We start from the raw sequence: 25,159 nt of genomic DNA, 5'->3' as shown, positions 1-25,159 counted from the left end.
TCGGCCCTGCAGGTCCATCGCCCTCCCCTGGCGCGGCCCCACTGCGACTCCAGAGATTCACTGCGAACCGGCCTGCTCTGCCAATACCTGAAGCACTGCCGCACCGTATTTATCGCGTTTCCCGGGCCCCACGCCGGCAACGGTTGACAGCTCCGCCAGATCACCCGGAGCCTGCTCCGCAATGGCGATCAGCGTGGCATCGGTGAAGATCATGAAAGCAGGCAGCTGCCGTTGCTTGGATTCTTCGAGCCGCCAGGAGCGCAGCGCCTCGAAGGTCTCTTCCCGGTAGCTGGGCGGGCAGTTATCGCAACGGCCAATCTTCCGCTCCGCGGCGGTGCTGAGCGGCCCAGAGCACACCCGGCACAGGGCAGGAGTCTTCGCACGCTGGGTTCGGCGTGCGGTTTTGGGCCCGGTGGAGGCTCGGCCTCCCCGGCCGTCAGGCAGCCGGTTGGAGGAGAGCCCTTCGAGGAACCGGGAGGGCTGACGGTGCGCCCGCCCCCCGGGTGTGCGCGAGCCGGACCAGCTCAGATGCAGCCGCTCCCGCGCCCGAGTAATGCCCACGTAGAGCAGACGGCGCTCTTCGTCGACGGCCTGGGGGCTATCGGCGAAACTGATCGGCATCAGGCCTTCGCTAAGGCCCACCAGGAAGACCGCATCCCATTCCAGGCCCTTAGCCGAGTGCAGCGAAGCCAGGGTGACCCCCTGCACCGTCGGCGCGTGCTGGGCCTGGGAGCGCTCCTGCAGCTCCGCGACGAAAGCATCCAGGGTCACGCCGGGGCCCCTGGCGGAATCCAGCTCATCAGCCAGCCCTACCAGAGCGGCCAGCGACTCCCAGCGCTCCCGGGTGGCCCCGCTTCCCGCAGGGGGCTCCGCACTGTAGCCGATACTGGCTAGAACATCGCGGACCTGCTGGGGCATGGTCGTCTCCGGATCGGCGTCGCCGTCAGCATTTCCGGCAGGCGCCTGCTCTGCGCGGGCCGCTGCCCGGAGCGAGAGCATCGCATCCCGGACTTCCCGGCGCGCGAAGAAGCGCTCACCGCCCCGGAGCTGATAGCCGATGCCGGCTGTGCTGAGCGCTTGCTCATAGGCCTCGGACTGCCCATTGGTGCGGAACAGGATGGCGATCTGCGCGGGGGGCACTGACTCTTTCTCGATGAGCTGCTTGATCGCTGCAGCGACGGCCCTGGCCTCTGCTTCATCGTCATTGCACGGCAGGAAGACCGGTTCCGGCCCGGCGGGGCGCTGGGCGATCAGGCGCAGCGGTTCGGCCCAGGCGGCATCGGCGGCGCGGCCTGCCGGTTGACGCGCTGCCAGCAGGCGATTGGCCAGCTTAACTACCTGCGGTGTGGAGCGGTAGTCCCGGATCAGCCGGATGGTCTGCGCACCTGGGTAGCGCTGGTCGAATTCGTGCAGGTGGCGTGAGGTCGCACCGGTGAAGGAGTAGATGGTCTGGCTGGCATCGCCGACCACGCAGAGTTCCTGACGGCCGCCGAGCCACAGATCCAGGAGCCGTTGCTGCAGGGGCGAGACGTCCTGGTATTCGTCCACGACGAAATGCCGGTACTGCTCGCGCACAGCTGCGGCGACGTGCTGGTCTTCATCCAGAATGCCGACGGTCAGGAGCAGCACGTCTTCGAAGTCAATCTGGCTGCGATCGGTTTTGAGGTCCTCATAGGACTGGAAGACCCGGGAAACACTCAAAGCATCGAAACCGCCGGGGGTCCCTCGGCCTTGCGCAGCCTCGGGGTAGGTTTCCGGGGTCAGCATGGACACTTTGGCCCATTCGATCTCCGAGGCGAGATCCCGTACAGCAGTCCGGTCCGCGCTGAGCCGTAAGCGCCGCGCAGCCTCGCTAATGAGCCCGGCTTTGTGCTCCAGCAGGCTGGGCAGGTTCCCGCCGACGGCCTGCGGCCAGAAGTACTGCAGCTGGCGCAGCGCAGCCGAGTGGAAAGTCCTGGCCTGCGCTGCTCCTGCGCCGAGATCCCGCAGCCGAGTGCGCAGTTCCGCCGCCGCCCGCGCGGTGAAGGTCACGGCGAGCAGCCGCTGGGGGTTGAAAGCACCGGTGAGCACACCGTAGGCGATGCGATGGGTGACCGCTCTGGTCTTGCCAGTTCCTGCACCGGCGAGCACTCGTATCGGCCCCTGCAGGCTGGTGGCGACCAGGCGCTGCTCATCATCCAGGCCATCCAGGACGGCTTCCGGGTCAGTCACGCTCAGGCTCCTCGATGATGCCGCCGTACCAGCGTTCGATGAGCGCCCTGGCGATCGACATCCGATGCGAAATCGCCACGTCGCCGCTGCGCACCGTGTCCTGGAGCTCCTCGCGGCTAAACCATCGGGCAGCAGCCATCTCCGCTCCGTCCGGGCGCAGCTCGGTGTCCTTGGTGGTGGCAGTGAAGCCGAGCATGAGCGAGGCCGGGAACGGCCAGGGCTGCGAGCCCAGGTACTGAACCTCCTCGATCCGGACCCCGACTTCTTCGAAGACTTCGCGGGCCACGGCCTGTTCCAGCGACTCCCCCGGTTCGACGAAGCCGGCCAGCGTGGAGAATCGGTGCGGTTCCCAGGAGGCTCCGTTGCCGAGCAGCAGCCGGCCATCCGCTCCGGTGACGGTGACAATGATCGCGGGGTCCATCCGCGGGAAGTGCTCGGTCCCGTCCTGCGGGCAGCGCCGCGTCCAGCCCGCGGACTCCGGGATGGTCGCCGCCCCGCACCTCGGGCAATGCGTATAGACGCTGTGCCAGTTGAGGATGCCGAGCGCTTCGATCATCAACTGGGTATCCGTAGCGTTGAGTTGCCCGGCGAGCTGGCGGAAAGTCTGCCAGCCTGCTGGAGCGTAGCTGGTGCTGTCTGCTGAGACTGTTTCTGAGGGGTGCTCGCTCACGAGCACCGCGCCGAGGGCTGCGGCCTGCGTCTCACAGAGAGATACTGCGACCACTTCCGATTCCGCCGGGATCACCCCCGCGGAGTGCGCTGCCACCGGAAGCTGGTGGCCCAGATAGACCGCGGGGGCAGGTTGCCCCGGCTCTACTGCCTCCAAGAGCGCCTGCGCATCGATCCCGGCTGCGCTGAGCGCATCGGCCCGGATGTAGCGCAAGGCGCCGTCCGCAAACCAAGCCTGGCCTTTCCATAACGGCAGGAAGAGCAGCTGCGGATGCCCGGCTAGCTGACCGAGGAACTCCGGTGCGGACCGGCGCTCGCTGCCCCGGTCTGTCAGGGCACGCTGCCAGGGCAGCGCAGCGGAATGGATCATGCCTTCTACGGTACTGCGTAGGGAGGACAACAGACGATCCGGTATCGCTGGAAGTGGACGCCCGCCATTTTTCCAGCCCGGCTTCCCGCATACCTGGTATATCTCGTATATCCCGGTATATCCCGCATATCCGTCACCGTCTACGCAGGTATCCACAATATTTACCAAACCATTGCTTTTCTTTCTCAAAAAACGTAAGTTGAGATCAGACATTTAATCCATAAGAGGCATAAATGAGCAACCTTCGTATTCAAACCGCAGACTTCACCTCGGCCGGTGGCGCGTTCCAGAGCGCTCGGACGCAGGTCCTGATGACGCCCGCTGTGATCGAAGGCGATCAGGGCGGGCAGGCCATGAATAACGCAGCCACCAACCTGAGCATCGCCTGGCGAGATTTCATGGAGCGCTATGCGACTTCCCTCGACTCGCTCATCAACGCCACTGGGCAAGCCCTCGATAGCTTCGAAGCCGCCGATAAAGCGCTTGCCGATCGCCTCAGCGGGGGCTCGTCATGAATCGACCCCGTGATTGGTCCCCGCTCGGCAGCTCGGACCCCTGCCCCGGAGATCCGGAGCGGGTCTGGGTCGCCCGGGGCAGATGGCAGGAGACCGCCAGCATCTTCTACGGAGCTCGCGGAGCCATCGAGTCCGTGCAGCTCAACGGCAGCGGCGAGACCATCCAGGGCTTACGCGATACCCTCAGCCGCTGCTCCCTGGTGCTGGGAAGGCTTCAGGAGCAGGCCATGCAGTTCTGCGAGGTCCAGCTACGCTGACGCAGTGAGCTGGATGAGTTCCAGGAGCGCGCCGATCAGCTGCTGCGACGAGGCCGGGAGATTCAGGACGAGATGCATGCGGCGGGGCAGGTGCTCGTGGTGATCCCGGCACCGGCGGTATTTCCTGGCGTAGAGCTCAGCCCGGGAGTGCTGGAAGATCAGAACTCGCGCCGCAAAGCGGAGCTGCAGCTGGAGATGCTCCGGGATGAATTGATCACTCTGAGGGCCAAGTTCCAGGACTTGGCCGAGGAGTTCCGAGCGGCGGATACCGCAGCAGCAGCACAGTACGTGCTGCAGGACCCGCAGGCCCTCTGGCGGGATGCCGGGCCGATCGGGGAATCATCCGTCCACGCCGTGATGTCGATGTTCCTCGGCGGCTCCCGGGCCAAGGAACTGCAGGACCTTCGCGCTAAAGCCGATGATGCCAATAATCCGAACCGGGCCGCGGATCAGCTAGCGTACCTGCAGGCACTGGGGGCGATGAGCCCAGCGGCCATAGCGCTCTACGCCTCGATTCAGGGCAGCAAGCTGCGAACACCCTTCGACACTGTGAACCCCGCAGCGGTCAAGCAGTGGTGGGCAGGCCTGGGCCAGCCGGCGCAGACCGCACTGGTCGCAATGGTTCCGGGTGTGATCGGCAACCTCAACGGAGTGCCGTACAGCGTCCGGGGCCGGGCGAATAAGAATCTGCTGGACCAAGTGTTCCGGGACCCGGCGACGTCGCAGAAGACGAAGGATGCGCTGCAGAAAGTGTATGAGGCGCTGAAAAAGCCCGACCAACGCGCAAACACACCTCAACGCAGCCTGATCCTGCTGGATCTGAGCTCCCCAGAGAAGCCCCTGGCCGCGGTGGCCCTCGGCGATATGGATACCGCGGGCAATGTCACCTGGAATGTCCCCGGCATGAATACCAACGTGGTTGATGGACTAGGGCCATGGACGCAGTCCACCCAAGATGTTTATGACCTTCAAAAGAACGCTTTAGACATGTTCGGCAGCGAACCTGCTTCGTCTAGGGCTGTCGTTTCCTGGGTGGGTTACGAGACTCCGCAACTGGAGAAGGGCGATGTGCTCTCAGTGTCCAAAGCTAGTATGGGCGGCAGTCAGCTTGCCACGGCTTTGGACGGTTTCCGGGCAACCCGGGGCGAATCAGACCCCGTGCGTGTCAATGTCATCGCACACTCCTATGGCACCACGACGGCGGGATATGGACTCACTAGGACCGCGTACCCCGTGGACTCCGTGACCTTCCTGGGCTCGGCCGGAATCGACCGGATCAGCGTGCCCAACGCCGAAGCGATGAATGTCGTCAAAGACTCCGCAGGCAAGCCAGAGGTCTATGTGACTACTGCCAGCATGGACAGTATCGCCGGTATAGGGACCGCAGGTTCCTGGGGCGCTGCTCTCTTCAACGGTCCTGTTTCTCCGAATGGCGAGCTGACGATTCCCCGTTTCGACCCCGGAGGGTCTTGGTTCGGCGGGAAGAACTTCTCCTCCGAAGGGGGCTACGACCCGGAAACCGGCAAGGCCTACTGGCAGACTACAGGGCATAATACGAGCGGCTCACCGGGGCAGCAGATTCCCAACCTTCTCTCCGCCTCGGAAGGGCACGGATACCTTGATATCAAAACCGAATCAGCTTGGAACACCGCGCTGATCTCTACCGGCCATGGGGACCGAATCACGCCGCTGATTCCACTAGAACGTGAATACATTATTGCTGGGCGCACCGTCGTTGACCTCGGCCCCATTGAAACCGACCGCTCACCCGATGAGCTGCGCGGCAGAGAACCTAGGAGCGCACCATGATCACCCGCAACCGCATCATGCCCTCGACTCTTCTAGGTGTTTTGCTCCTGTTGCTGTCCGGCTGCGCATCAAATCCTGCTAATCCTGATGACCCGGAAGGAACACTCATGGGAACCCGACCCGCCACCGTCGTCTTCGAAGACTTCCTCAACACCCTCGACGACACCGTCACCACCTCAGGCATCACCTTCCCCGACTGGGACCGCAACGACACCGCCGGATACAACGCCCAAGCCTGCGCCCAAGGAACCAACGCCCGGGCCTACCAAACCCAGCTCGAAGGCGATCCCTCATCCAACCCCGCAGCCTCCGCGGACGCGATGCGCCGGGGCTTCGTTGGGCAGGGTTACACCATCGGTAACGTTTTCGATTACAGCACCACCTCACCCGGCCAAGGCGTCATCATCAACGCCGAAACCCCCACCGGCATGACAGTGCAATTCAGCACCACCAAAAACGGCAGCTCCATCAAAGTCATCTCCGACTGCACCGCAGACCCCGCCGCGAAAGAAACCACCACCTAACGGGTGGGAGGAAAACCTCGGAGTCATCATGAGACCACAGATCATCACGACCGGGCTACTGGGAACCTTCCTCCTGCTGCTGTCCGGCTGCGCATTAAATCCTGATGATCCGGAAGGAACACTCATGGGAACCCGACCCGCCACCGTCGTCTTCGAAGACTTCCTCAACACCCTCGACGACACCGTCACCACCTCAGGCATCACCTTCCCAAACTGGGACCGCAACGACACCACCGGATACGTTCCTGAATCTTGCGGTATCCAAAGCCGCGAAGACGGCGACCTCTACCAACGCCAAATCGAAGGCGGCCCCTCATCCAACCCAGCAGCCTCCGCCGACGCCATGCGCCAAGACTTCGAAGCCAAGGGCTACACCATCGGACCAACCCGCACCTACCCCGGAGACACCCAAGGCATCGGGGTGAACGCCGAAACACCAGACGGCCTATTCATCCAGTTCACGACCTCAACCGTCAAAAGCTTCATCAACGTCATCTCGGACTGCACCGCAGACCCTGCCGCGAAAGAAACCACCACCTGAAACCTGAACAAGGCCTGGGTGGTTGGGCGACTCGCCGCCGGGACTGCCCCTGTTTCCGGGAGGGCAGCATACGGTGGAAAGGTGAGAAGAACACCGATGGATCTGGCCGCGATGGCCAGCGCTGCTCTACCCACTCTGGCGCCGACCGCGGTAGGCCCGGAGCCCGATGACGCCGACTTCGATTCGGCGGTGCTCGTCGATGCGGATAAGCGGCGCTGGCGGGTCCGCGCACCCCGGCACCACGAGGCCAGCACCCGGCTGGAAACCGAGCGCCAAGTACTCCGCGCCTTCACCGCCGGAGTCCGCGCCGAGCTGCCCTTCCTGCTGCCCACGGTAGCCGGAACCGCCAGGATCGAGGATCTCACCGTCTTCGTGTACTCGCACCTCGCAGGGCAGAACCAGACCGTCGAAGAGCTCAGCAGCGGCGGCGCGGAAACCGCCCAGCAGATCGGCCAGGCGATGGCCGCGATCCACGACCTACCACCGCAGCTCGTCCAGGAAAGCGACCTCCCGGTGTACACCGCCGACGAATTCCGGCAGCGCAAACTCAACGAACTGGACCAGGCCGCCACTACCGGCAAGATCCCGGCCACCTTATTGCGCCGCTGGGAGCACGCCCTCGAAGACGTCACGCTATGGCGATTCAACCCTTCCGTGGTGCACGGCGACCTGCACGAAGACAATCTGCTGATGCAGGGCCGAAAGCTCATCGCCGTCACCGGGTGGACTGACCTGCGCGTGGGCGACCCCGCAGACGACTTCGCCTGGCTCACCGCGCTGGAAGACCGCGCGTTCGTCGACACCGTCATGGAAAGCTACGCCGCCTCCCGGCAGCACACCCCGGATCCGCATCTGCTGCGCCGGGCCGCGCTCTCCGCGGAGTTCGCCCTGGCCCAATGGCTGGTCCGCGGCATCTTCACCGGTAACGCGCAGATGATCGCCGAAGCCGAAGAGATGCTCGCCACCCTGGAACGGGATATCACCGAACACGGCGGCCAACCCATCAGCCTGGAAGAGCCCATCGTGGCGGCACCGGCTCCAGTCTCAACCACAACAACGGCATCGCCCGCTGATAACGATCAGAGCGATGAAAACAGCCGGGCCCTGGCTTCCACGGAAACCGAGACTGAAACAGCAGCCCCGGAACCGCCGGACGAGCCCGTCGAAGGCTCGGGGCCGGACACGCAGGACTCCGAAGATCAGCCGGAATCTGACGACCCCCAGCAACCTGAACCGCAGAAGCCTCAGGCCTGATAAGCGCGTTCCAAGATCTCGACCAAGCCGGATTCATCGCCAGCCCGGGCAAGATCCTCGGCCAGCTCCTCAAGCCAGACCGTCCGGTCCTGCTGCACGTAGTAGAACGCGGCTGACACATCGCTCACCGGTATACCGCGCAACCTGGCCCAAGCCAGCCGGTAGACCGCGAGCTGCACCGCACGGTGCCGGGCTTCTTCACCCGGATGCGGCACGCGCCCGGTCTTCCAATCCACAACGCACCAGCCACCGCCGTCACGGGGGAAAACCGCGTCGATCCGACCCCTGGCGACGATGCCCCCAATCCGAGTCTCCACGGGCACCTCGACGGTCTCAGGCAATTGCGCGGCCCAGACGGAGTTCCGGAAGGTCTCCTGCAGCCCCGGTAGGTCCAGGCCCGCATCGAGCTCGTCATCAGCCGCCGGGATCTCGTCGAGGTCCAGCTGCCCGGTTTTCGCATAGAACTGCTCGACCCAGCCATGGAACGCCGTACCCACCCGCGCCTGGACCCCCGGCTCGCGCGGCACGGGGCGGCGCAGCTGCGCAATCATCTTCTCCGGCTCAGCACTCAGATCGACCAGGGCGGAAGCCGAAAGGTGCCCCGGCAGCTGCACGTCCAGATGCTCCTCCGGGTTCCGGCGCTCCAGCAGCCGCTGCACCTCCGCACCCCAGCGCGGGCTCTGCGCAACGAGTTCTTCCAATGCCATACCGGCGTTCTGCTGCCCGACCCGGCCGACGCGCTGCGCCGCGGCTTCCAGCGCGCGGCGGCGACCGGGACCGGGCTGTTGCACCTGATCGCCTCGGCTCAGCCGAGGCCCGGCCAGCGGATCATAGGGCCACTCCGCGCGGATCGGCAGGCTGCGTGCGGGGTTCTCCTCCGGAATGTCCCCCTCGGCGCTCCAGTGCCGCACCCGGAATCTGGAAGGCGGCTGCTTCCGCTCTACCAACTCGGTCAGGAACGGCGAGGGTTCCCGCAGCGTCGCCGCGGTGCCGACCCAGGCAGCGCAGCTGAGCATCAGGTACTGCCTGGCCCGGGTAAAGGCGACATACGCCAGACGACGCTCCTCCGTCACCGCGTGCTCCGCCGCGGCTTCCTCGAACTCCGCCAAGGAGGCGAGCCAGGATTTCTGGTCGCTTTCAGGGAGCTGATCCGGCTGCCACTGCGGCAGATCCGCCCGGTCTCCGCGAAGCGGCCACGGCAGCGATGCGGCTCCGGAAGTCCAGCGGGGCACCCGGTCGCTGGGGAAGCTCTGCGCGGCGAGGCCTGGGACATAGACCTCATCCCATTCCAGGCCTTTTGCGGCATGCACGGTGAGCAGCTGCACGGCACCGGGCATCGGCTCGACGGCCAGCGGTTCGAGGCCACCCTCTTCGTCTTCAGCTATCGACAGCCAAGCCAGGAAAGCCGCCAGGTCGACATTCTCCGCGCTGTGCAGAAAAACCGCGGCTACCTCCTGGAAGGCATCGAGGTGCTGCCGGGCCTGGTGGAATTCCCGCCCGGGCCTGGCGGCCAGCTCGATATCCAGGCCGATGGCACGCTCCGCCTCGATGATCGTAGCCAGCAGATCGTCACCGAGGAAGCGGCGCAGTTCGCGCAATTCAGCAGCCAGCGTCAGCAAGCGTTCGCGGCCGGCATCGCTGAGCGGGCGCACCGCGTCGTGCCGCGGCCAGCTGCTTCCTTCCAGGGCATCAAGCGCCTCGACGAGGCTCACCGCATCGGACTGGTCGGCCAATTCCGACTCCGCCGACTCCCCCGGCGCAGTGCGCTGCCTGCGGGCCGAACCGAGGGACTGGGCGAAGTCCGCGAGCGCCATGAGGTCCCTCGGGCCGATCCGCCACCGAGCCCCGCTGAGCAGCCTCATGAGCGCATCGGAGCGGGACGGATCGGAGATCACGCGCAGAGTGGAGACCAGATCGATGACCTCGGGTGTCGCGAGCAGCCCGCCCAGACCAGCTACTTCATAGGGGATGCCTCGTTCCTCCAGGGCCTGCTGTATCGCCGGGATCTGGCTGCGGCGCCGGCACAGCACCGCAACGCTGGTCTGTGCCGAACTGGCCTGTGCCGAACTGGTCTGTGCCGGAGTCGTATCCGCCGGATCCCGGATCTGCTGAACCCGGCCTGCAGCCCGGGCGAGTATCCGCTCTGCGACAGCCTCGGCCTCCTCGGCCTCGGTAGCGTATCGGGCCAGCTCGACTTCGCCGGCCGCTGCCCACGGATTCGGTTGAAGCGGGGCTAGGGAATTCCGCCAGGTGCCGGCGTCGTCGCGCTGCTGGGCGGCTCGGGTGAGCGGCTCCGACATCGTATTCGCAGCCTCTAGAACGGCCAGGGAATTCCGCCAGGCCACGGTGAGCGCTAGCACCGGAGCTGGTTCCCCGGTGACAGTTCGGAAGGTCTGCGGAAACTGGAACAGCTGCCCAGCTGATGCCCCGCGGAAACCGTAGATGGACTGATGCGGGTCGCCTACGGCGGTCACCGGGTGGCCGTCGGAAAAAAGCGCGGCGAAAAGCGCCAGCTGCGCATAAGAGGTGTCCTGGAATTCGTCCAGCAACACCACCCGGTACTTCTCCCGTTCAGCACGGCCCACCGCGGGAATCTCCTGGGCCAAGCGTGCGGCGAGAGCCACGAGATCCCCGAAATCCAGGAGGTTCCGCTGGGTTTTGGCCCGCTGATAACGGGCGACCAGATCAGCCACCTGAGCCCTTTGCCGCAAGAGGGCATCCAGCTTGACCGCTTTCCCGGGTGCGTCCCTGCCGGGCCCGGTCCGGTGCGGTAAGGCGCCGAACTGATCCGCGAACCGCGTCAGCCAGGCAGAGACTTCCTCCGGGGCGCGCAGGTGCTCTGCGCTCTCCCCCGCCATTGCGATCACCGCACGCACCAGGGTGTCCAGCGAGCCGGAATATCCGCTCAGATCACCGTCGTAGGATTCCACGATGCGGCTGGCCAGCTGCCAGCTCTGAGCCTGCCCCATCACTACGGCATCGCGCTCCACTCCGAGCCGCAGCCCGTATTCGGAGACGAGGGAATTCGCGTAGGAGTGATACGTCGCCACGGTGGGTTCCAGGAGTTCCGCGGGGTCTCCGCCGCGGGCGGCGCTGAGCATGCTCTCCGAGGTTGCCGGTTCTGCCTTTCCTGACAGCCGCAGCTTCTGCCGGATCCGGGACGCCAGCTCTCCCGCGGCTTTGCGTGTGAAGGTGATGCCCAGGACCTCTTCGGCGCGCACCTGCCCGCTCGCTACCAGATGAGCCACCCGATCAGCCATCGTGGTGGTCTTGCCGGAGCCGGCACCGGCGATGACGAGCATCGGCTGCAGAGGCGCTTCGATGACCGCCTGCTGCTCCGGGGTGGGTTGAGGCTTCACTCGGTCACCTGCCGTCCACGGCACAGCGGGCAGACATCGGGCAGCGGGCAGCCTCGACGATCCATTGCGGCCGGATCGTGAACCGCCGCAAACTCGGCGGCGGACATGATCACGGCGGCTTGCGAGATCATCGGGGTCATCCAGTCCTGTGCAGGGTCGAGGACTGGCTGCTGCTGCTCGTCGACGCGTTTCGTCTCGCCGCCGAGTTGCACTAGTGCCGCACCGCCGCTGGCCGCCGGCTGCCCGGACTTCCCCGCATCGGATTCCTCCGCGGTGAGGCTGCTGAAGGCCCCCTGGTTCACCGCGACTTGGTACGCCCCGAGCTGTTCGTGCTGGGCTATTGCCGCCTTGGTGGGTTTGCTCTTACCGGTTTTCAGGTCGATCACTACGAGACGGCCCAGCTCATCGACCTCCAAACGGTCGACCCGGCCGCGCAACCGGGCCAATCGCTGCCCTTGGACTTCGACGTCGAAAGCCGGTTCGACCGCCAGCAGATGTCTTTTCTCCGAGCTCATCACCCGCAGGTACTCCGCGAGTTTACCGAGCATCCGGCGTGCTTTCGCGTAATCGGCCGCGCTGATCCAGGTCTCGGGAAGCCCCAGTTCAGGCCAGCGCCGGTCCAGCTCAGCGAGGTAGTCTTCGTGGCTCGCCTCGGGAAGATCCTGGGCGATGGCGTGGATCAGCGTGCCCATGCTACGGGCCAGGTCTCGGCTGACTTCGGCACCGGCTGCTTGCAGGAACCAGCTCAGCGGTGAGGCCAAGGCGGTCTCGATCCGGGAGGGTGACACCGGTACCGTGGCGTCTTCCGGCAGGATCGGATCGGCGGAGCTCAGCGCGGCCAGCCCCCACCAATGTTCCGGAGCGGCACCGGCGATGTTCCGGGACGCCAGCGCGCTGAGCAGCGCCGCAGCTTCGGAGGCTTCCGGCTCACCCGAGCGAACCGGTGATTGCGCAGCTAGCAGCCCAGTAGCGGGCAGCTCGAGGTAGCGGGATTCCAGCACCTGCCGCAGTTCGGCGACCAAGGAGCGCAGGTTCTTGGGTCTGGCGGTTTCGGTCACCGGCCGCTCCGCCGGCTGCCCCGGTTCTGGTTGGTAAGGGTCCACGATGTCCAGGAAAGATGATGGCTGCTCATCCGCGGCGGAGACACCGGTGCAGATCAGGACCTCACTGGCCCGGGAAAGAGCTGCGGAGAAGCTTCGCAACTCGTCGTAGCGGATTTCCCGCATTCGGTGCGCGGCCGTCATCTGCTGCGCCGCACCTACCCCGTGTTCCAGCACTTCTACGAGGTACTGACTGCCGAGGAGTTCCCCGCGCAGCCGGGTATCCGGCCATCGCCCCTCTTGCAGGCCCGCGATGAGCACCACGGGCCATTGCCTGCCGGCCGCGCTGGCCGGGGTGAGCACGGATACCGCATCCCCGCTCTGACCCCGAGGGGCCAGGGTATCCATGGGCAGTTCCTGGCCCAGCAGATCAGCCAGGAAGGCCGCGGGGCTCGCTGCCGGCGCCCGCTCTGTGAAGCGCTCGGCACTCTCGAAAAGCGCCATCATCGCGTCCAGATCCTGATCCGCCCGATGCCCCAGAGCATCAGCGCGAAGCGCCTCGCCGGCCCACACTGCGCTCAAGCCGGTGGCCTGCCAAAGCGCCCAGAGGACGCTCTGCGGATTGGCTCCAGGGGTTTCCACTGCGGCACGCCCCGCCTGCAGGACTTTCGCGATACGGCTTGCGGCACGACCTTCGGTGCTCAACAGGCTCAGCTGAGCCGGCCGCCAGATGGCCTCTGCTAAGAGCTCATCACTGCTGCGCCTGCCCCCGGAGCTCAGTTCTTCCAGCCGCAGCTGCTGCCGCAGACGCCGCACTTGCAAGGAGTTCATGCCCCCGATGCGCGAGGTCAGCAGTTCGGTGACCGCCTCGGCGTCGAGAGACCCGGTCTCCTCAGACGCCTCTGCCGAGGCGCCGCCGAGATTCAGCACTGCACGATAAGCGTTGAGCAGTGGCCGAACCGCGAGCTCATCGCGCACAGGGGTTTCCGCCACGGGTATCCGAACCGGAATCCCCTGAGAGTTCAAATATCGTTCCACTGCCGCGACCTGCGAGCCAGAGCGGACGATCACTGCCATCTCGGAGAAAGGCCGGCCCTGATCGATATGGAAATGCAGCAGTCGTTCCGCGAGGAACCGGCGTTCCTGGATCTGCGATCCGAGTACTACGGAGGAAGCCTTGCCCGGTGGAGGGTCCGCTTGTGCTGCCTGTACTGGTACTGGTTCCAGCCTGCGCGCCTTGTGCCCGCCGCGACGCTGCGCGATCCGTGCCGCCACTCGGCCCCAGGCTTCGGCGATAGCCGGCGGCATCCGGTGCGAAAGGCTCAACACCGCCTCGGCAGCGTTCAGCTCTTCCCGCAGATCTCCTACGAGATCCGGCCGAGCGCCGCGAAAGCCCTGCACTACGACATCCGGTGCCGCAGTGGCGATGAGGTCTTGGCCCGCACCGAGCAGTCTGAGCAGCGCATGGCCTGCCGGGCCGATCTCCTGCAGATCATCGACCAGAATCAGCCGGTAGCGCGAGCGCTCCTGCTCACGGAAGTCCGGCGCACCGGCGAGCAGATCAGCGGCTTCCCGGACTAGTCCGGCAGGGTCCACGAAGCCTTCGGCGCGCAGTTCTAGAAGGTCGCGGTATTCGGCGAAGAGCTCTGCCGCAGCAGCCCACTCCGGCCGCTCCGCACGAACCGCGAGTTCGCGCAGATCAGCCGGGAGCAATCCGTAATCCACGATCCGGTCGAAAAGCTGGCGGATCTCCTGGCGGAACCCCCGGCTGGCCAATGCCAGTTCGAACCCTTCCGGCCACTGCGGGCCGGGGGCCAGCCCCAAGCGATGCCCTTCAAGCAGCTCCCGGAGGAACAGATCCTGCTCCGGCCCGCTGATCAGCCGGGGAGCGCTGCGAACGGCAGCGAGGTCGCCGGGGGCCGAGCGCTCCGTGTGCTCACGACGCAAGGCATCGAAAGCATAGGCCGCCCAGGAGCGCACTGGTGAGGTACTGAGCGTGCGGTCCAGGCGGGAGGTCAGGGTCTGACGCAGCCGGGATGCAGCGGCCCGGCTCGGCGCCAGGAACAGTACTTCGGCGGGGTCCAGGCCATCGCGCGCCACCCGGTGCGCTGCTGTTTCCAGCAGCAGAGTGGATTTGCCCGTGCCAGGGGCTCCCCAGACCAGAATCGGCCCGTGCCCGGCGGGCGCTTCTGCGACCTCGAGCTGATCGGCATCGAGCTCCGGGGCTGGGGCTGCCGGCTGGGGCGGGATCAGGCGCAAAGCGGTGGCGCTACCGCGCTTCACCCCGCCCGGCTTCTGCCGCTTCTTGACCTTCTCGACCCCGTCCACGGTAACCATTCAATCAGCGAAGACCCACGAAATCAGAACGTCGCCGGCGGCCGGGCTGCCAGCCGCATCAATCACCGGCCGACTCTTCGGCCTCAGTCTTCAACAGCGTCAGTCGCCAGCAGTTCCGCCAGCTCATCGATCCGCGCCCAGTCCTGTTCCGAAGGCTGCCAGCGCGCCCGGGATATTGCCACACGCCATGAAGCATCGATATCGCTGGCCCGGCTGCCCCGCGTGTACCGCAGCGGCGTCTCCTCGATCCGGTACTGGACCAGGGCGCGTTCGTCATGACCTTCCGCAGGCCTGCCATCCGCCCGGGTAACTCGCCACCAAGGCAGGCCATCGCCGAAATGAGACATGACCCGGCCCACCTGCCGCGGACCCCCGAACCCCAGAAGCTCGGCGATATCGCCATACGCCAGCACTCGGCCGGCAGGGATCAGGCCGACGAGGGTCCGCACGGCATCCCGGTAGCGATTCCGGGCTTCACTGGAGTTCATCCTGCCCAGCCTAACCTCGGCGTGACCCCGCCTCGGGCACCGGCGCTGTCGGATGCACTGCGTATGGTGGTGCTATGGGTGGAAGTGACACGACGGGAACGTACGGTGCCGAACAAGGGGGCGCGCAGTCTGGCAACGCAAAGAATGCTGGCGCAGAAAAGGACAGCGCACCGAGTTGGCTGCTGGGGCCACGAGCAGCCTTCGATGTGGAGACCACGGGGAGGGATCCGCATCAGGCTCGTCTTGTGACGGCGTCTGTCGTGTTGCTGGACGCTTCTGGAGAGGTCACCCGCAGCCGGGATTGGCTGGTCGATCCGGGCGTCGAGATCCCGGAGCAGGCCTCGGAGATCCACGGCATCACCACCGAGCAGGCACGTGCCGAGGGGCAGCCCATCGAAGAAGCCGTGCGGCATATCGTCGAGTCCTTGAGCTGGCTCTTCGGCCGGGGGATTCCCGTCGTGGCTTTCAACGCGCCCTATGACTTCACCGTGATGGCAGCTGAATGCGCTCGATTTCAGGTTGCGCCAACGGCTCCGCTCCCGGTGATCGACCCTTTCGTGCTGGATAAGCAGGTGGATCGCTTCCGCCCGGGGAAACGAACACTGAGTGCCACCTGCGCTGAATACCACGTGTCGCTGGAACAAGCGCATACTTCTGCAGCCGATGCTCTCGCCGCTGTCCGACTCGCCGAGGCGCTGGTCGGAAGGTACCCGGAACTCGGGGTACCCGCTGCGGAACTTCACCGGGCGCAGATCGGCTGGGCACGAGAGCAGGCGGAGAGCTTCCAGGCTTATCTGCGCGGCAAAGGCCAGAGCGATGCTGTGATCGACGGCACATGGCCGGTTGCCTAGTGAAACATGGTGGTGACCCGGACGCCAGCGGGCGCTTTCAGGAAACGAAGAATCCTACACCAAGCATCTCGCCAAAATGAGCATTAAATTCGTAGCAACCATTGTTATGACGCAATAAGTTCATTTTTTATTGACTCTTTGGGGCTGTGGCACAATATTCTTCATCAGCCTGCCGGGCACTTCTCGTCGCCGGGCCGCAGGCACCACACGCTCAGGAAGAAGATGCCCCGATGAAGCACGCGCCCCTCGCCTGGATCAAGGCTGCTTCGGTAGCCGCTCTGCTCGCACTGACGCTCAGCGCCTGCGGTTCGGGCCAATCTGCCAGCGACAACTCCACGGCGGCTCTCGCCGGCTCGGACCAGAGCTCAACGGATAAGTACACCACCGCTGAGGTTACGCCCCTGGACCAAATCGATACCGCGGCCCTCGGCCTGGGCAGCGAAGGCGTCATCCGGGTGGGCACGCTTTCCGACGCTCCGCCGAATATCTTCATCAAGGACGGTGTCTTCACCGGCTTCGATAACGAACTGCTCAAGGCGATGGCTGAGAAGCTCGGGCTCCGGGCCGAATTCGTCTCCACCGACTTCGCGGCGCTGCTCTCCCAGGTGCAGAACAAGCAGTTCGATGTCGGTTCCTCCTCGATCTCCACCACGGATCAGCGCCGGCAGAATGTCGGCTTCACCAATGGCTACGACTTCGGTTACATGGCCGTCGTCGCGAAGACCGACTCGCCCATGAAAGGCTTCAGCGATCTCACGAACGATCAGCGGATCGGCGTCGTCCAGGGCACCGTACAAGACGAATGCGCGACCAACACCCTGGGTATTGAGCCGGTGCGGTTCCCCGATTACAACACAGTGTTCGCCAATGTGAAGAACGGCCAGGTGGATGCCTGGGTGGCTCCTTCGCAGCAGGCCAGCGGGCAGGTCAAGCCCGGGGACGGCACCGCGATCGCCGAGAGCATCGTCAATACCCAGAACTTCACCGCCTATGCCGTGAATTCGGAGAACCAGGCACTGATCGATGCCCTGAATTCGGCCCTGGACGCGGTGGTCGCCGATGGCACGTGGAGCAGGCTGGCTCAGGAATGGTACCCGGACCGGCAGACCCCGGAGAACTGGAAGCCGGGCAGCAAAGCCTCCGTCCTGGGCTGATGCCCGCAACGCTCTCGCTCTGCCCAGCAACCCCCTCGACCTAAGCGCCTTCACGACCATCGAAAGGATGCCGTGTGGATTCCTCCTGGGATCAATTCCTCAATCAGTTCTTCAACGGCCAAGCCATGGCCGAGGTGCTGCCGGCACTGCTGACCGTCGGGCTGCCGAACACTGTGATCTTCGCGATCTCCTCCGGGATCCTCGGCACTCTTCTGGGGCTCGTCCTCGCCGCCATGGGCATCTCCCGGTTCTGGCTACCGCGCTGGATCGCCCGGATCTACATCGACGTCTTCCGCGGCCTGCCCGCCATCCTGGTAATTGTCCTCATCGGCATCGGGTTGGGGCCCATCCTCAGCCCAATCCTCGGCCGTAGCCCCTACCCGCTCGGAATCCTGGCGCTCTCGCTCATGGCCGCGGCCTATATCGCCGAGATCTTCCGCTCCGGCATTCAAAGCGTGGAGAAAGGCCAGATGGAAGCCTCCCGGGCGCTGGGCTTCGGCTACGGGCCGGCGATGCGGCTCATCGTGATCCCGCAGGGCATCCGCCGAGTACTGCCGGCACTGATGAATCAGTTCATCATCCTGATCAAAGATTCCTCACTCGTGTTCTTCCTGGGCCTTTTCGCCAGCCAGCGGGAGATCTTCCGGATCGGCAATGACGCATCGGCGAATTCCGGCAACTACTCTCCCGTGGTCGCAGCCGGGTTGCTCTATCTGCTGCTCACCATTCCACTGACGCATCTGGTCAATTACCTGGACCGGCGGATGCGCGCTGGTCGGAAAGAGAAACAGACGTCCCTGCTGCAGGAGGCCAGCGCATGAGTTCACTATCAGCATCGAGCGCCGCACCGGCTTCTTTCACCGGCGGCAGTCTGGAAGGCCGAGGGCTGCATCTGTCCTTCGGTACGAACCATGTCCTCCGGGGCATCGACATTTCGGTGGCCCGCGGCAGTGTGACCTCGGTGATCGGGCCTTCCGGTTCCGGGAAGTCGACCCTGCTCCGGGTGCTCAACCGGCTCATCGAACCGGATTCCGGAGATATTCTGCTCGACGGCCACTCGGTCCTCACAGAGGATCCGGATCTGCTGCGCCGACGCATCGGCATGGTCTTCCAGCAGTTCAATCTCTTCCCGCATAAGACGGTGCTCGACAATGTCGCGCTGGCCCTGCGCAAGATCCGCAAACTGTCCAAGGAGCAAGCCCGGGAGCAGGCCCTGGAGCAGCTCGATCTCGTAGGGCTCAAGCATCGCGCCGGGGCCCGGCCGGGCAATCTCTCCGGAGGGCAGCAGCAACGGGTCGCCATCGCGCGAGCGCTGGCTATGCGCCCGGAGGTGATGTTCTTCGACGAAGCGACCTCCGCGCTGGATCCGGAACTCGTCAAAGGTATTCTGGCACTTATGGCCGAGCTGGCCTCAGGCGGGATGACCATGGTGGTGGTGACCCATGAGATGGGCTTCTGCCGCAGCGTCTCAGACCAGGTGCTGTTCATGGAGTCCGGCGCGGTCGTCGAAACCGGCGATCCGGGGCAGGTCTTCACCGAGCCGCGCACCGAGCGTCTGCGCGGTTTCCTCTCCGATGTGCTCTAACTGAGTGCTCTAGCTGACATCCGCGCCGCAGCGCTAGGCTATGGCCGTGGTCAACGACGCTGCTTTCACCCAGCCCTCCATCGAAATCCACTACTTCAGTCTGCCCACCTTGACCGCGCTGGCAGAAGGCGACCTCGCCGAAGCGGAGGAGCTGAGCGGGCTTACTCTCGGCGAGTACTTCGTCTCACCCACGATGCGCCAGGTCTGGAAGCGCCGCACGGTGCAGGTCACCGCTGACCCCTCTGTGCAGGAGTGGGTAACCGGAGCCGTGATCGCCGATGGAATTCCCGTGGGCCGAGCCGGGTATCACGGCCCGCCCGAAGATGGGCTACTGGAGGCGGGGTACGAGATCGACCCGGCCCACCGACGGCGCGGATACGCCCGGAGTGCGCTGAGCACACTGATCGACCGGGCCCGCCGAGAGCCCGACGTGAGCATCTTGCGGCTATGCATCCGGCCGGATAACGCTGCCTCGCTCGCCGTGATCAGGCCTTTCGATTTCCACCGCAACGGCGAACAGATCGACCCGGACGACGGTCTGGAGCATATCTACGAACTCGACGTCTCCCGTTGAGCTCCGCCCCTTTCCGCTGAGTGGTAGGGTGTGGCGGCTTAAAGCTCCGCTAAGCCGCCACACCCTACCACTCAGCGGAAAGGATCAGGGACGTGCCGCCGCAGCGGCCTTCGCTGCCGCCGGAAGAGCGTCGATGATCCGTTCCATCGCCGCATCATCGTGGGCGGCGGAGAGGAACCAGGCTTCGAAAACCGAGGGCGGCAGGTACACCCCGGATTCCAGCATGCTGTGGAAGAAGGGAGCATAGCGGTAGGCTTCCTGCGACTGCGCCTGCCCGTAGTCACGGACCTCAGCCGTACCGAAAGCCGCCGAGAAGAGATTCCCGGCGCGCTGGATGGAATGCGATACTCCTTCAGCGTTTAAAGCATCGGACAAAGCGGCGGAGAGCTCGGCCGACCGTGCGTCGACCTGCGCGTAGACCTCGTCCGTGACGGCTTCGAGCGTCGCCAGCCCTGCAGCCATCGCCACCGGGTTACCAGAGAGCGTCCCGGCCTGATACACCGGCCCGAGCGGTGCCAGCTGTTCCATCACCTCGGCACGTCCACCGAGAGCCGCGGTCGGCAAACCGCCGCCGATGACCTTGCCGAAAATGAACAGATCCGGCGCCCAGCCGTCGGCGCCATCCTGAGCGTCCGCTTCCAGCCCCCAGTACCCTGAGGGGCCGACTCGGAAGCCGGTCAGCACCTCATCGAAGATCAGCAGGGCCCCGTGTTCGCTCGTGATCTGCCGCAAGCCCGCATTGAATCCGGGATCCGGGGCGACCACGCCCATATTCGCGGGGGCAGCCTCGGTGATCACCGCGGCGATCCAGGAGCTATGCTCGGCGAAAGCCGCGCGAACCGCATCGAGGTCGTTATAGGGCAGCACCAGGGTCTCCGCAGCCGTCGCCTCCGTGACTCCGGCGGAGCCGGGCATCGCCAGAGTCGCCAGGCCCGAGCCCGCCGCAGCGAGCAGCGCATCGACATGGCCGTGATAGCAGCCGGCGAATTTGATCACCAAGGGGCGCCCGGTGACTCCTCGGGCGAGCCGGATCGCCGTCATCGTGGCTTCGGTTCCCGTGGACACCATCCGGATGCGCTCTACGGGCGGCACCCGGCGCTGCACCTCGGCGGCGAGCGCTGCTTCGTCCGGAGTGGACGCTCCGAAGGAGAGCCCGCGGTTCACCGCCCGATGCACCGCTTCCAGCACCTCAGGGTGGGCATGACCGAGCAAGGCGGGCCCCCAGGAGCAGACCAGGTCGACGTACTCCCGGCCGTCGGCATCGGTGAGGTACGGCCCGTGAGCGGAGGTCATGAACCGCGGCGTACCGCCTACCGACCCGAAAGCCCGCACCGGGGAGTTCACACCCCCGGGAAGCAGGTTCTGTGCGCGCTCGAAAAGTTCCTGATTGCTCATTCTTCCCCTCTGATACCCTCTGAATTTCCCCGCTACCAGCTTCTCAGTCCCGCAACCAGGTGGCCAGCTCCGCGGCCCAATAGGTCAGGATGCTCTCCGCTCCAGCCCGCTTGATGCTCAGCACCGACTCCTCGATCGCCGAGCGCCGGTCGATCCAGCCGTTGGCCGCCGCGGCTTCGATCATCGAATACTCTCCGGAGATCTGATAAGCGGCTACCGGGACCGGGGACATCGCGGCGATATCGGCCACGATGTCCAAATAGCCCAGGGCCGGTTTGACCATGACCATATCGGCGCCCTCCGCGAGGTCCAGCTCAACCTCCCGGATGGCTTCCCGCCGATTGGCGGCATCCATCTGATAGCTGCGCCGGTCGCCCGTGAGCTGCGAATCCACCGCCTCCCGGAACGGCCCGTAGAACGCGGAAGCGTATTTGGCCGCATACGCCAACACCCCAACCTCGTTGAACCCAGCGGCGTCGAGGGCCTGCCGGATCACCGCTACCTGGCCGTCCATCATGCCGGACGGGCCGAGTATCTGCGCCCCGGCCTGCGCCTGGGCCACGGCCATCTGGGCGTAGAGGTCGAGGGTGGCGTCATTGTCCACGTGCCCGGATTCGTCCAGAACCCCGCAATGTCCGTGATCGGTGAACTCATCCAGGCAGAGATCGCTCATCACCACGATCTGCTCACCGACCTCAGCCCGTACCTCGCGCAGTGAGCGGTTAAGGATTCCGTCTTCCGCAAGGCCCGCGCTGCCGGTGGCATCGCGCTGCTGCGGCACGCCGAAGAGCATGACACCGCCCAGCCCCAGTTCAGCGGCCTGCGCGACGGCGCGCAGCAGGCTCTCGGAACTGTGCTGAACCACCCCTGGCATGGAGCTGATGGGCTGCGGTTGGCTGAGCCCTTCTCTGACGAAAAGCGGCAGGATGAGGTCTGCCGGATGCACCCGGTGCTCCCTGGCCAGACGGCGCAGCGCCGGGGTGCGGCGTAGCCGGCGCGGGCGATGCATCGGGAACTGCTTCGGGAACTGCTTCGGGAACATATTAGAAGGGACAGCAGAAGGATCCGGGGAATGAGTCATGATCGTCCTTATCCGGGCGGGCAGAGTGCGGTTTGGGTGGCGGTGACGGCTTTTAGCGCAGCGACGATACCGGCCGGGGTGGGTTCCACGGCGACTGCGGCGACGTCCAGACCCCGTGCGGCTGCCGCACGGCTCGTCGGGCCGCCGATGGCGATGAAGCGAGTCGTCTGGGTACTGCCGTCCGGGCTAACAGCCTGAAGCGGGGCGAGCTGGTCCGCGATCCGTTCTGCGGCACTCGGCGAAGCCGCGATCACCGCGGACAGCGCCCCCTGGGCGATGAGCTCCCTGGCTTGTTCCGCGCTCAGCATCGCAGCGGGCGGCTCAGCGGCGGCCGTCGAGACCGCTAGCGGCTCCTCCAGCCGGTGCTGCGCCGGGTAATCCACGGTGCGGTAGACGATCGTCGTGGTGAGCTGGGCACCGGCTTCTTCCAGTTTCCGGGCCAGCAGGGAGCCGGCCAGGTCCGATTGTGGGAGCCAGACCCGCTGCTCATCGAGCCGTGGCAGCACCGAGGCGAGGCCCGCGGCCGACTGCTCGCCTTCCGGAGCCAGGGCCACCGGGACACCTTCGGCCTCAAGCGCAGCCCGTGATGACGGGCCGATCGTCGCCACTTTGGTCTGAGCGGGAATCGCTTCGGCCAGGCCAGGATGCCCCGCGGCCCGGGCTGCTGCCTTGAGCGCCCTGATCGTGGTGATCGAGGAGACCACGAGCCAGTCGTACAGACCCTCGGCCAGATCAGCGCAGGAGAAATCCACCGCTTCGAAATCGATCAGGGGCAGGAGCAACGGCTCCGCACCGGCCTCACGCAAGGCGTGCACCAGCGCACCGGCCCGGTCCGGGCTGCGCGTCACGATGACTTTCTGCCCGGTGAGCGGCGCTGCCGCTGCGACCACTGGTGGGCTGGGATTCACAGCAGCTCCGCGGCCCCATCGGCCAGCATCGCCTCGGCCAGCTCGATCCCCAGCAGGGTGGCACCGACCTCGGTCAGACCGTCCGTGGCCCGGGCCATCCGGATCGAGGTGCTGCCATCGACAGAGACCACGCAGGCTTCTAAACGGAGCGTGCTCCCCTGCCTGCACCCTAGGGCGCCTACCGGGGCGGAGCAGCCGGCTTCGAGCCGCGCCAGCAGAGCCCGTTCCGCGGTCACGGCGAGCCGGGTATCGGTGTCGTCAAGGGCCATCAGCGCCGACTGCAGATCGGCCGGAACACCGGGTTCCTGGCTGATTTCTACAGCGAGCGCGCCCTGCCCGGGGGCCGGGAGCATGGTGTCCGGTTCGAAGAACTCGGTGACCGCTTCGGTGCGGCCGATGCGCTCGAGCCCGGCGGCAGCGAGCACCACGGCGTCAAGTGGCTTTTCCGCCTCCGGGGAGAGCCGGCCCAGCCTGGTGTCGATGTTCCCGCGGATATCCACGATCTCGAGGTCCGGTCGGAGCGCGCCCAGCTGCGCGGCTCGCCGAGGCGAGCCGGTGCCCACGGTGGCCCCTTCCGGCAGCTCGGCCAGCCCGCTCGGAGTCGTTCCGTCCGGCCCGGGGGCGCAGCACAGTGCGTCACGGGAGTCCGCACGGGGCGGAATCGCCGCGATCTGCAGGCCGGGTGCGGCAGCCGTCGGCAGATCCTTGAGCGAGTGCACCGCAAGGTCTACCTCCCCGCTGCTGAGCGCATCGCGCAGCGCGGTCACGAAGACCCCGGTGCTGTGCTCTCTGGCCAGCTGGGACAGCGGGCCGGTCAGGATATCCCCGTCGGTGCGGATCGTCACCAGGCCCACCGGAAAGCCGCCGATGGCGCTGAGCTGTTCAGCGACCTGCCCAGACTGGGTCCGGGCCAGGGCAGAGCCTCGTGTGCCCAGCCGGTATCCGGGCTGCGCTGAATCTTCCACACTCACCTCAGCTTTCGCCACCTTCTGCGCCGGAGGCATCAGCAGAGACCGTGCCCACCGTCGTGTCCGCACCGGAAATCGTCGGCTTCTCGCCGCGGAAGTTGGTGCAGCAATCTGGCCGGCAGACGTCGTACCAAGGCCCTAGCCCGGTCACCGCCGGCCGGTCCAGGATGGTCTGCGGCTGCGGGCTGCCATCCGCTGCCGCCGCGAAGATGGTTCGCTCGCTGATCAGATCCACCAGGCCCTTCACAAAGAGGTGGTGAGTCCCCGGAGTCGGCACCCGGATGAACGCCAGCCCGAGATCTTCGGCAGTGTCCTTGGCCTCGGTATCGAGATCCCAGGCGACTTCCATATGATCGCTGACGAAACCGAGCGGAACCACGACGACACCGCGTACTCCGTTGCCGGCCAGTTCGGTCAGGGCGTCGTTGATATCCGGTTCCAACCACGGCACATGCGGAGCCCCGGAGCGGGACTGGTACACGAGCGACCAGTCGGCCTCCGGGTCCACCTGCTGCATGATCGCTTCTGCGGTCGCTAGGTGCTGGGCCACATAGGCTGAATCCTGCTCGAATTCCCGCGGTTCATCCGGTGAGTTTCCGGAGGCCTCGGAATCCCGGGTCGGGATGGAGTGCGTCGCGAAGACGACGTGGGTCTTGGCGGCTGCGGTGTCTTCAGTGCTGTCCGCCAGCTCGGCACGGATCTTCGCGAGACCCTCGGCGGCGCCTTCGATGAAAGGCTCGACGAAGCCCGGGTGGTCGAAATACTGGCGGACCTTGTCGACTTCCAGCTTGCCGTCCAGGCCGGTCTCGGTCAGGGCTATACCGAAATCTTCCCGGTACTGCCGGCAGGAGGAGTAGCAGGAGTACGCGCTGGTCGTCAGCACCAGGATGCGCCGGTGTCCAGCAGCGTAGGCTTCCTGCAGCACTTCCGGGATGTAAGGGGCCCAGTTGCGGTTTCCCCAGAGCACCGGCAAGTCGATGCCGCGGGTTGCCAGCTCGGCTTCGAGGGAGGCTTTGAGCGCACGATTCTGATCGTTGATAGGGCTGATTCCGCCGAATGCGCGGTAGTGATGGGAGACCTCTTCGAGCCGCTCATCCGGAATTCCCCGGCCACGGGTGACATTGCGGAGGAAGGGGATCACGTCCTCCTGCCCTTCCGGGCCGCCGAAGGACGCCAGCAAGACCGCGTCATAAGGCTTAGGGGCCATCCGCCCGCGTTCGGTCACCAGGTTCTTCGCGGTGCTGATCATGGCGCTCATACCGTGCGGAG

General features: G+C 65.6%; 21 protein-coding genes. 11 read left to right on the top strand and 10 right to left on the bottom strand.

Annotated features, from left to right (window positions below):
* Window positions 1–57 precede the first annotated feature (57 nt).
* Window positions 58–2,211 carry an ATP-dependent DNA helicase UvrD2 gene (locus tag C501_RS0104690; RefSeq protein WP_018134478.1) on the bottom strand — a complete coding sequence of 718 codons (2,154 nt, stop codon included), beginning with the start codon at window positions 2,209–2,211 and terminating at the stop codon, window positions 58–60.
* The gene (nudC, locus tag C501_RS14565; protein WP_018134477.1) at window positions 2,204–3,250 is read right to left on the bottom strand and encodes an NAD(+) diphosphatase; all 1,047 of its coding nucleotides are present in this window, start codon (window positions 3,248–3,250) and stop codon (window positions 2,204–2,206) included. The genes C501_RS0104690 and nudC overlap by 8 nt, the downstream gene beginning before the upstream one ends.
* Window positions 3,251–3,483: 233 nt before the next feature.
* Between nudC and C501_RS0104680 the strand changes: the two genes are divergently transcribed.
* From C501_RS0104680 to C501_RS12540, 6 genes are all read left to right on the top strand, one after another.
* Window positions 3,484–3,765, top strand: coding sequence for a hypothetical protein (locus C501_RS0104680; RefSeq protein ID WP_018134476.1), 282 nt, complete (start codon window positions 3,484–3,486; stop codon window positions 3,763–3,765).
* Window positions 3,762–4,022 (top strand): hypothetical protein, encoded by a 261-nt coding sequence (locus C501_RS0104675; protein ID WP_018134475.1) that lies wholly within the window; start codon window positions 3,762–3,764, stop codon window positions 4,020–4,022. The genes C501_RS0104680 and C501_RS0104675 overlap by 4 nt, the downstream gene beginning before the upstream one ends.
* 72 nt (window positions 4,023–4,094) lie before the next feature.
* Window positions 4,095–5,831 (top strand): alpha/beta hydrolase, encoded by a 1,737-nt coding sequence (locus C501_RS0104665; RefSeq protein WP_018134474.1) that lies wholly within the window; start codon window positions 4,095–4,097, stop codon window positions 5,829–5,831.
* Window positions 5,828–6,355 carry a hypothetical protein gene (locus tag C501_RS14815; protein ID WP_018134473.1) on the top strand — a complete coding sequence of 176 codons (528 nt, stop codon included), beginning with the start codon at window positions 5,828–5,830 and terminating at the stop codon, window positions 6,353–6,355. Before C501_RS0104665 ends, C501_RS14815 begins: the two co-directional genes overlap by 4 nt.
* A gap of 28 nt (window positions 6,356–6,383) precedes the next feature.
* The gene (locus C501_RS0104655; RefSeq protein ID WP_018134472.1) at window positions 6,384–6,896 is read left to right on the top strand and encodes a hypothetical protein; all 513 of its coding nucleotides are present in this window, start codon (window positions 6,384–6,386) and stop codon (window positions 6,894–6,896) included.
* Between the two features lie 96 nt (window positions 6,897–6,992).
* A complete protein-coding gene (locus tag C501_RS12540) occupies window positions 6,993–8,150 on the top strand; it encodes a macrolide 2'-phosphotransferase (protein ID WP_018134471.1) in 1,158 nt (385 codons plus the stop codon).
* On the opposite strand, the gene C501_RS12535 is transcribed toward C501_RS12540, so the two are convergent.
* From C501_RS12535 to C501_RS0104635, 3 genes are all read right to left on the bottom strand, one after another.
* Window positions 8,141–11,509 carry an ATP-dependent helicase gene (locus tag C501_RS12535; protein ID WP_018134470.1) on the bottom strand — a complete coding sequence of 1,123 codons (3,369 nt, stop codon included), beginning with the start codon at window positions 11,507–11,509 and terminating at the stop codon, window positions 8,141–8,143. The genes C501_RS12540 and C501_RS12535 overlap by 10 nt on opposite strands.
* Window positions 11,506–14,886 (bottom strand): ATP-dependent helicase, encoded by a 3,381-nt coding sequence (locus tag C501_RS0104640; RefSeq protein WP_018134469.1) that lies wholly within the window; start codon window positions 14,884–14,886, stop codon window positions 11,506–11,508. The genes C501_RS12535 and C501_RS0104640 overlap by 4 nt, the downstream gene beginning before the upstream one ends.
* Before the next feature lie 83 nt (window positions 14,887–14,969).
* Window positions 14,970–15,374: an MGMT family protein gene (locus C501_RS0104635; RefSeq protein WP_018134468.1), complete on the bottom strand. Its 405-nt coding sequence runs from the start codon at window positions 15,372–15,374 to the stop codon at window positions 14,970–14,972.
* 74 nt (window positions 15,375–15,448) lie between these two features.
* Here C501_RS0104635 and C501_RS0104630 point away from each other — a divergent pair, with 74 nt between their 5' ends.
* The 5 genes from C501_RS0104630 (at window position 15,449) to C501_RS0104610 (ending at window position 19,538) form a co-directional block, all read left to right on the top strand.
* Window positions 15,449–16,225 carry a 3'-5' exonuclease gene (locus tag C501_RS0104630; protein WP_083906543.1) on the top strand — a complete coding sequence of 259 codons (777 nt, stop codon included), beginning with the start codon at window positions 15,449–15,451 and terminating at the stop codon, window positions 16,223–16,225.
* A gap of 230 nt (window positions 16,226–16,455) precedes the next feature.
* On the top strand, window positions 16,456–17,379 hold the full coding sequence (locus C501_RS0104625; protein WP_018134466.1) for an ABC transporter substrate-binding protein: 924 nt from the start codon (window positions 16,456–16,458) through the stop codon (window positions 17,377–17,379).
* A gap of 125 nt (window positions 17,380–17,504) precedes the next feature.
* Window positions 17,505–18,200 carry an amino acid ABC transporter permease gene (locus C501_RS0104620; protein ID WP_051064472.1) on the top strand — a complete coding sequence of 232 codons (696 nt, stop codon included), beginning with the start codon at window positions 17,505–17,507 and terminating at the stop codon, window positions 18,198–18,200.
* Window positions 18,197–18,964 carry an amino acid ABC transporter ATP-binding protein gene (locus C501_RS0104615; protein WP_018134464.1) on the top strand — a complete coding sequence of 256 codons (768 nt, stop codon included), beginning with the start codon at window positions 18,197–18,199 and terminating at the stop codon, window positions 18,962–18,964. Before C501_RS0104620 ends, C501_RS0104615 begins: the two co-directional genes overlap by 4 nt.
* 46 nt (window positions 18,965–19,010) lie before the next feature.
* Entirely contained in the window at window positions 19,011–19,538 is a 528-nt protein-coding gene (locus C501_RS0104610) for a GNAT family N-acetyltransferase (RefSeq protein ID WP_245532409.1), read from the top strand.
* 84 nt (window positions 19,539–19,622) lie between these two features.
* Here the strand turns inward: C501_RS0104610 and hemL are convergent, their stop codons facing one another.
* Genes hemL through C501_RS0104585 form a run of 5 tightly spaced genes read right to left on the bottom strand, consistent with a single transcriptional unit; the run spans window position 19,623 to window position 25,148 of the window.
* A complete protein-coding gene (hemL, locus tag C501_RS0104605; RefSeq protein WP_018134462.1) occupies window positions 19,623–20,933 on the bottom strand; it encodes a glutamate-1-semialdehyde 2,1-aminomutase in 1,311 nt (436 codons plus the stop codon).
* A 43-nt stretch (window positions 20,934–20,976) separates the two neighbouring features.
* Window positions 20,977–21,975: a porphobilinogen synthase gene (hemB, locus tag C501_RS0104600; protein ID WP_018134461.1), complete on the bottom strand. Its 999-nt coding sequence runs from the start codon at window positions 21,973–21,975 to the stop codon at window positions 20,977–20,979.
* 47 nt (window positions 21,976–22,022) lie between these two features.
* Window positions 22,023–22,922, bottom strand: coding sequence for a uroporphyrinogen-III synthase (locus C501_RS12530; RefSeq protein WP_245532408.1), 900 nt, complete (start codon window positions 22,920–22,922; stop codon window positions 22,023–22,025).
* A complete protein-coding gene (gene hemC, locus C501_RS0104590; RefSeq protein ID WP_018134459.1) occupies window positions 22,919–23,908 on the bottom strand; it encodes a hydroxymethylbilane synthase in 990 nt (329 codons plus the stop codon). Before hemC ends, C501_RS12530 begins: the two co-directional genes overlap by 4 nt.
* Window positions 23,895–25,148, bottom strand: coding sequence for a ferrochelatase (locus C501_RS0104585; RefSeq protein WP_018134458.1), 1,254 nt, complete (start codon window positions 25,146–25,148; stop codon window positions 23,895–23,897). Before C501_RS0104585 ends, hemC begins: the two co-directional genes overlap by 14 nt.
* Between the last annotated feature and the right edge of the window lie 11 nt (window positions 25,149–25,159).

This window comes from Acaricomes phytoseiuli DSM 14247, assembly GCF_000376245.1.
Classification (GTDB): Bacteria; Actinomycetota; Actinomycetes; order Actinomycetales; family Micrococcaceae; genus Renibacterium; species Renibacterium phytoseiuli.
Note: the sequence above shows the minus strand (reverse complement) of the source record. Positions and strands in the feature narration are given on the sequence as shown.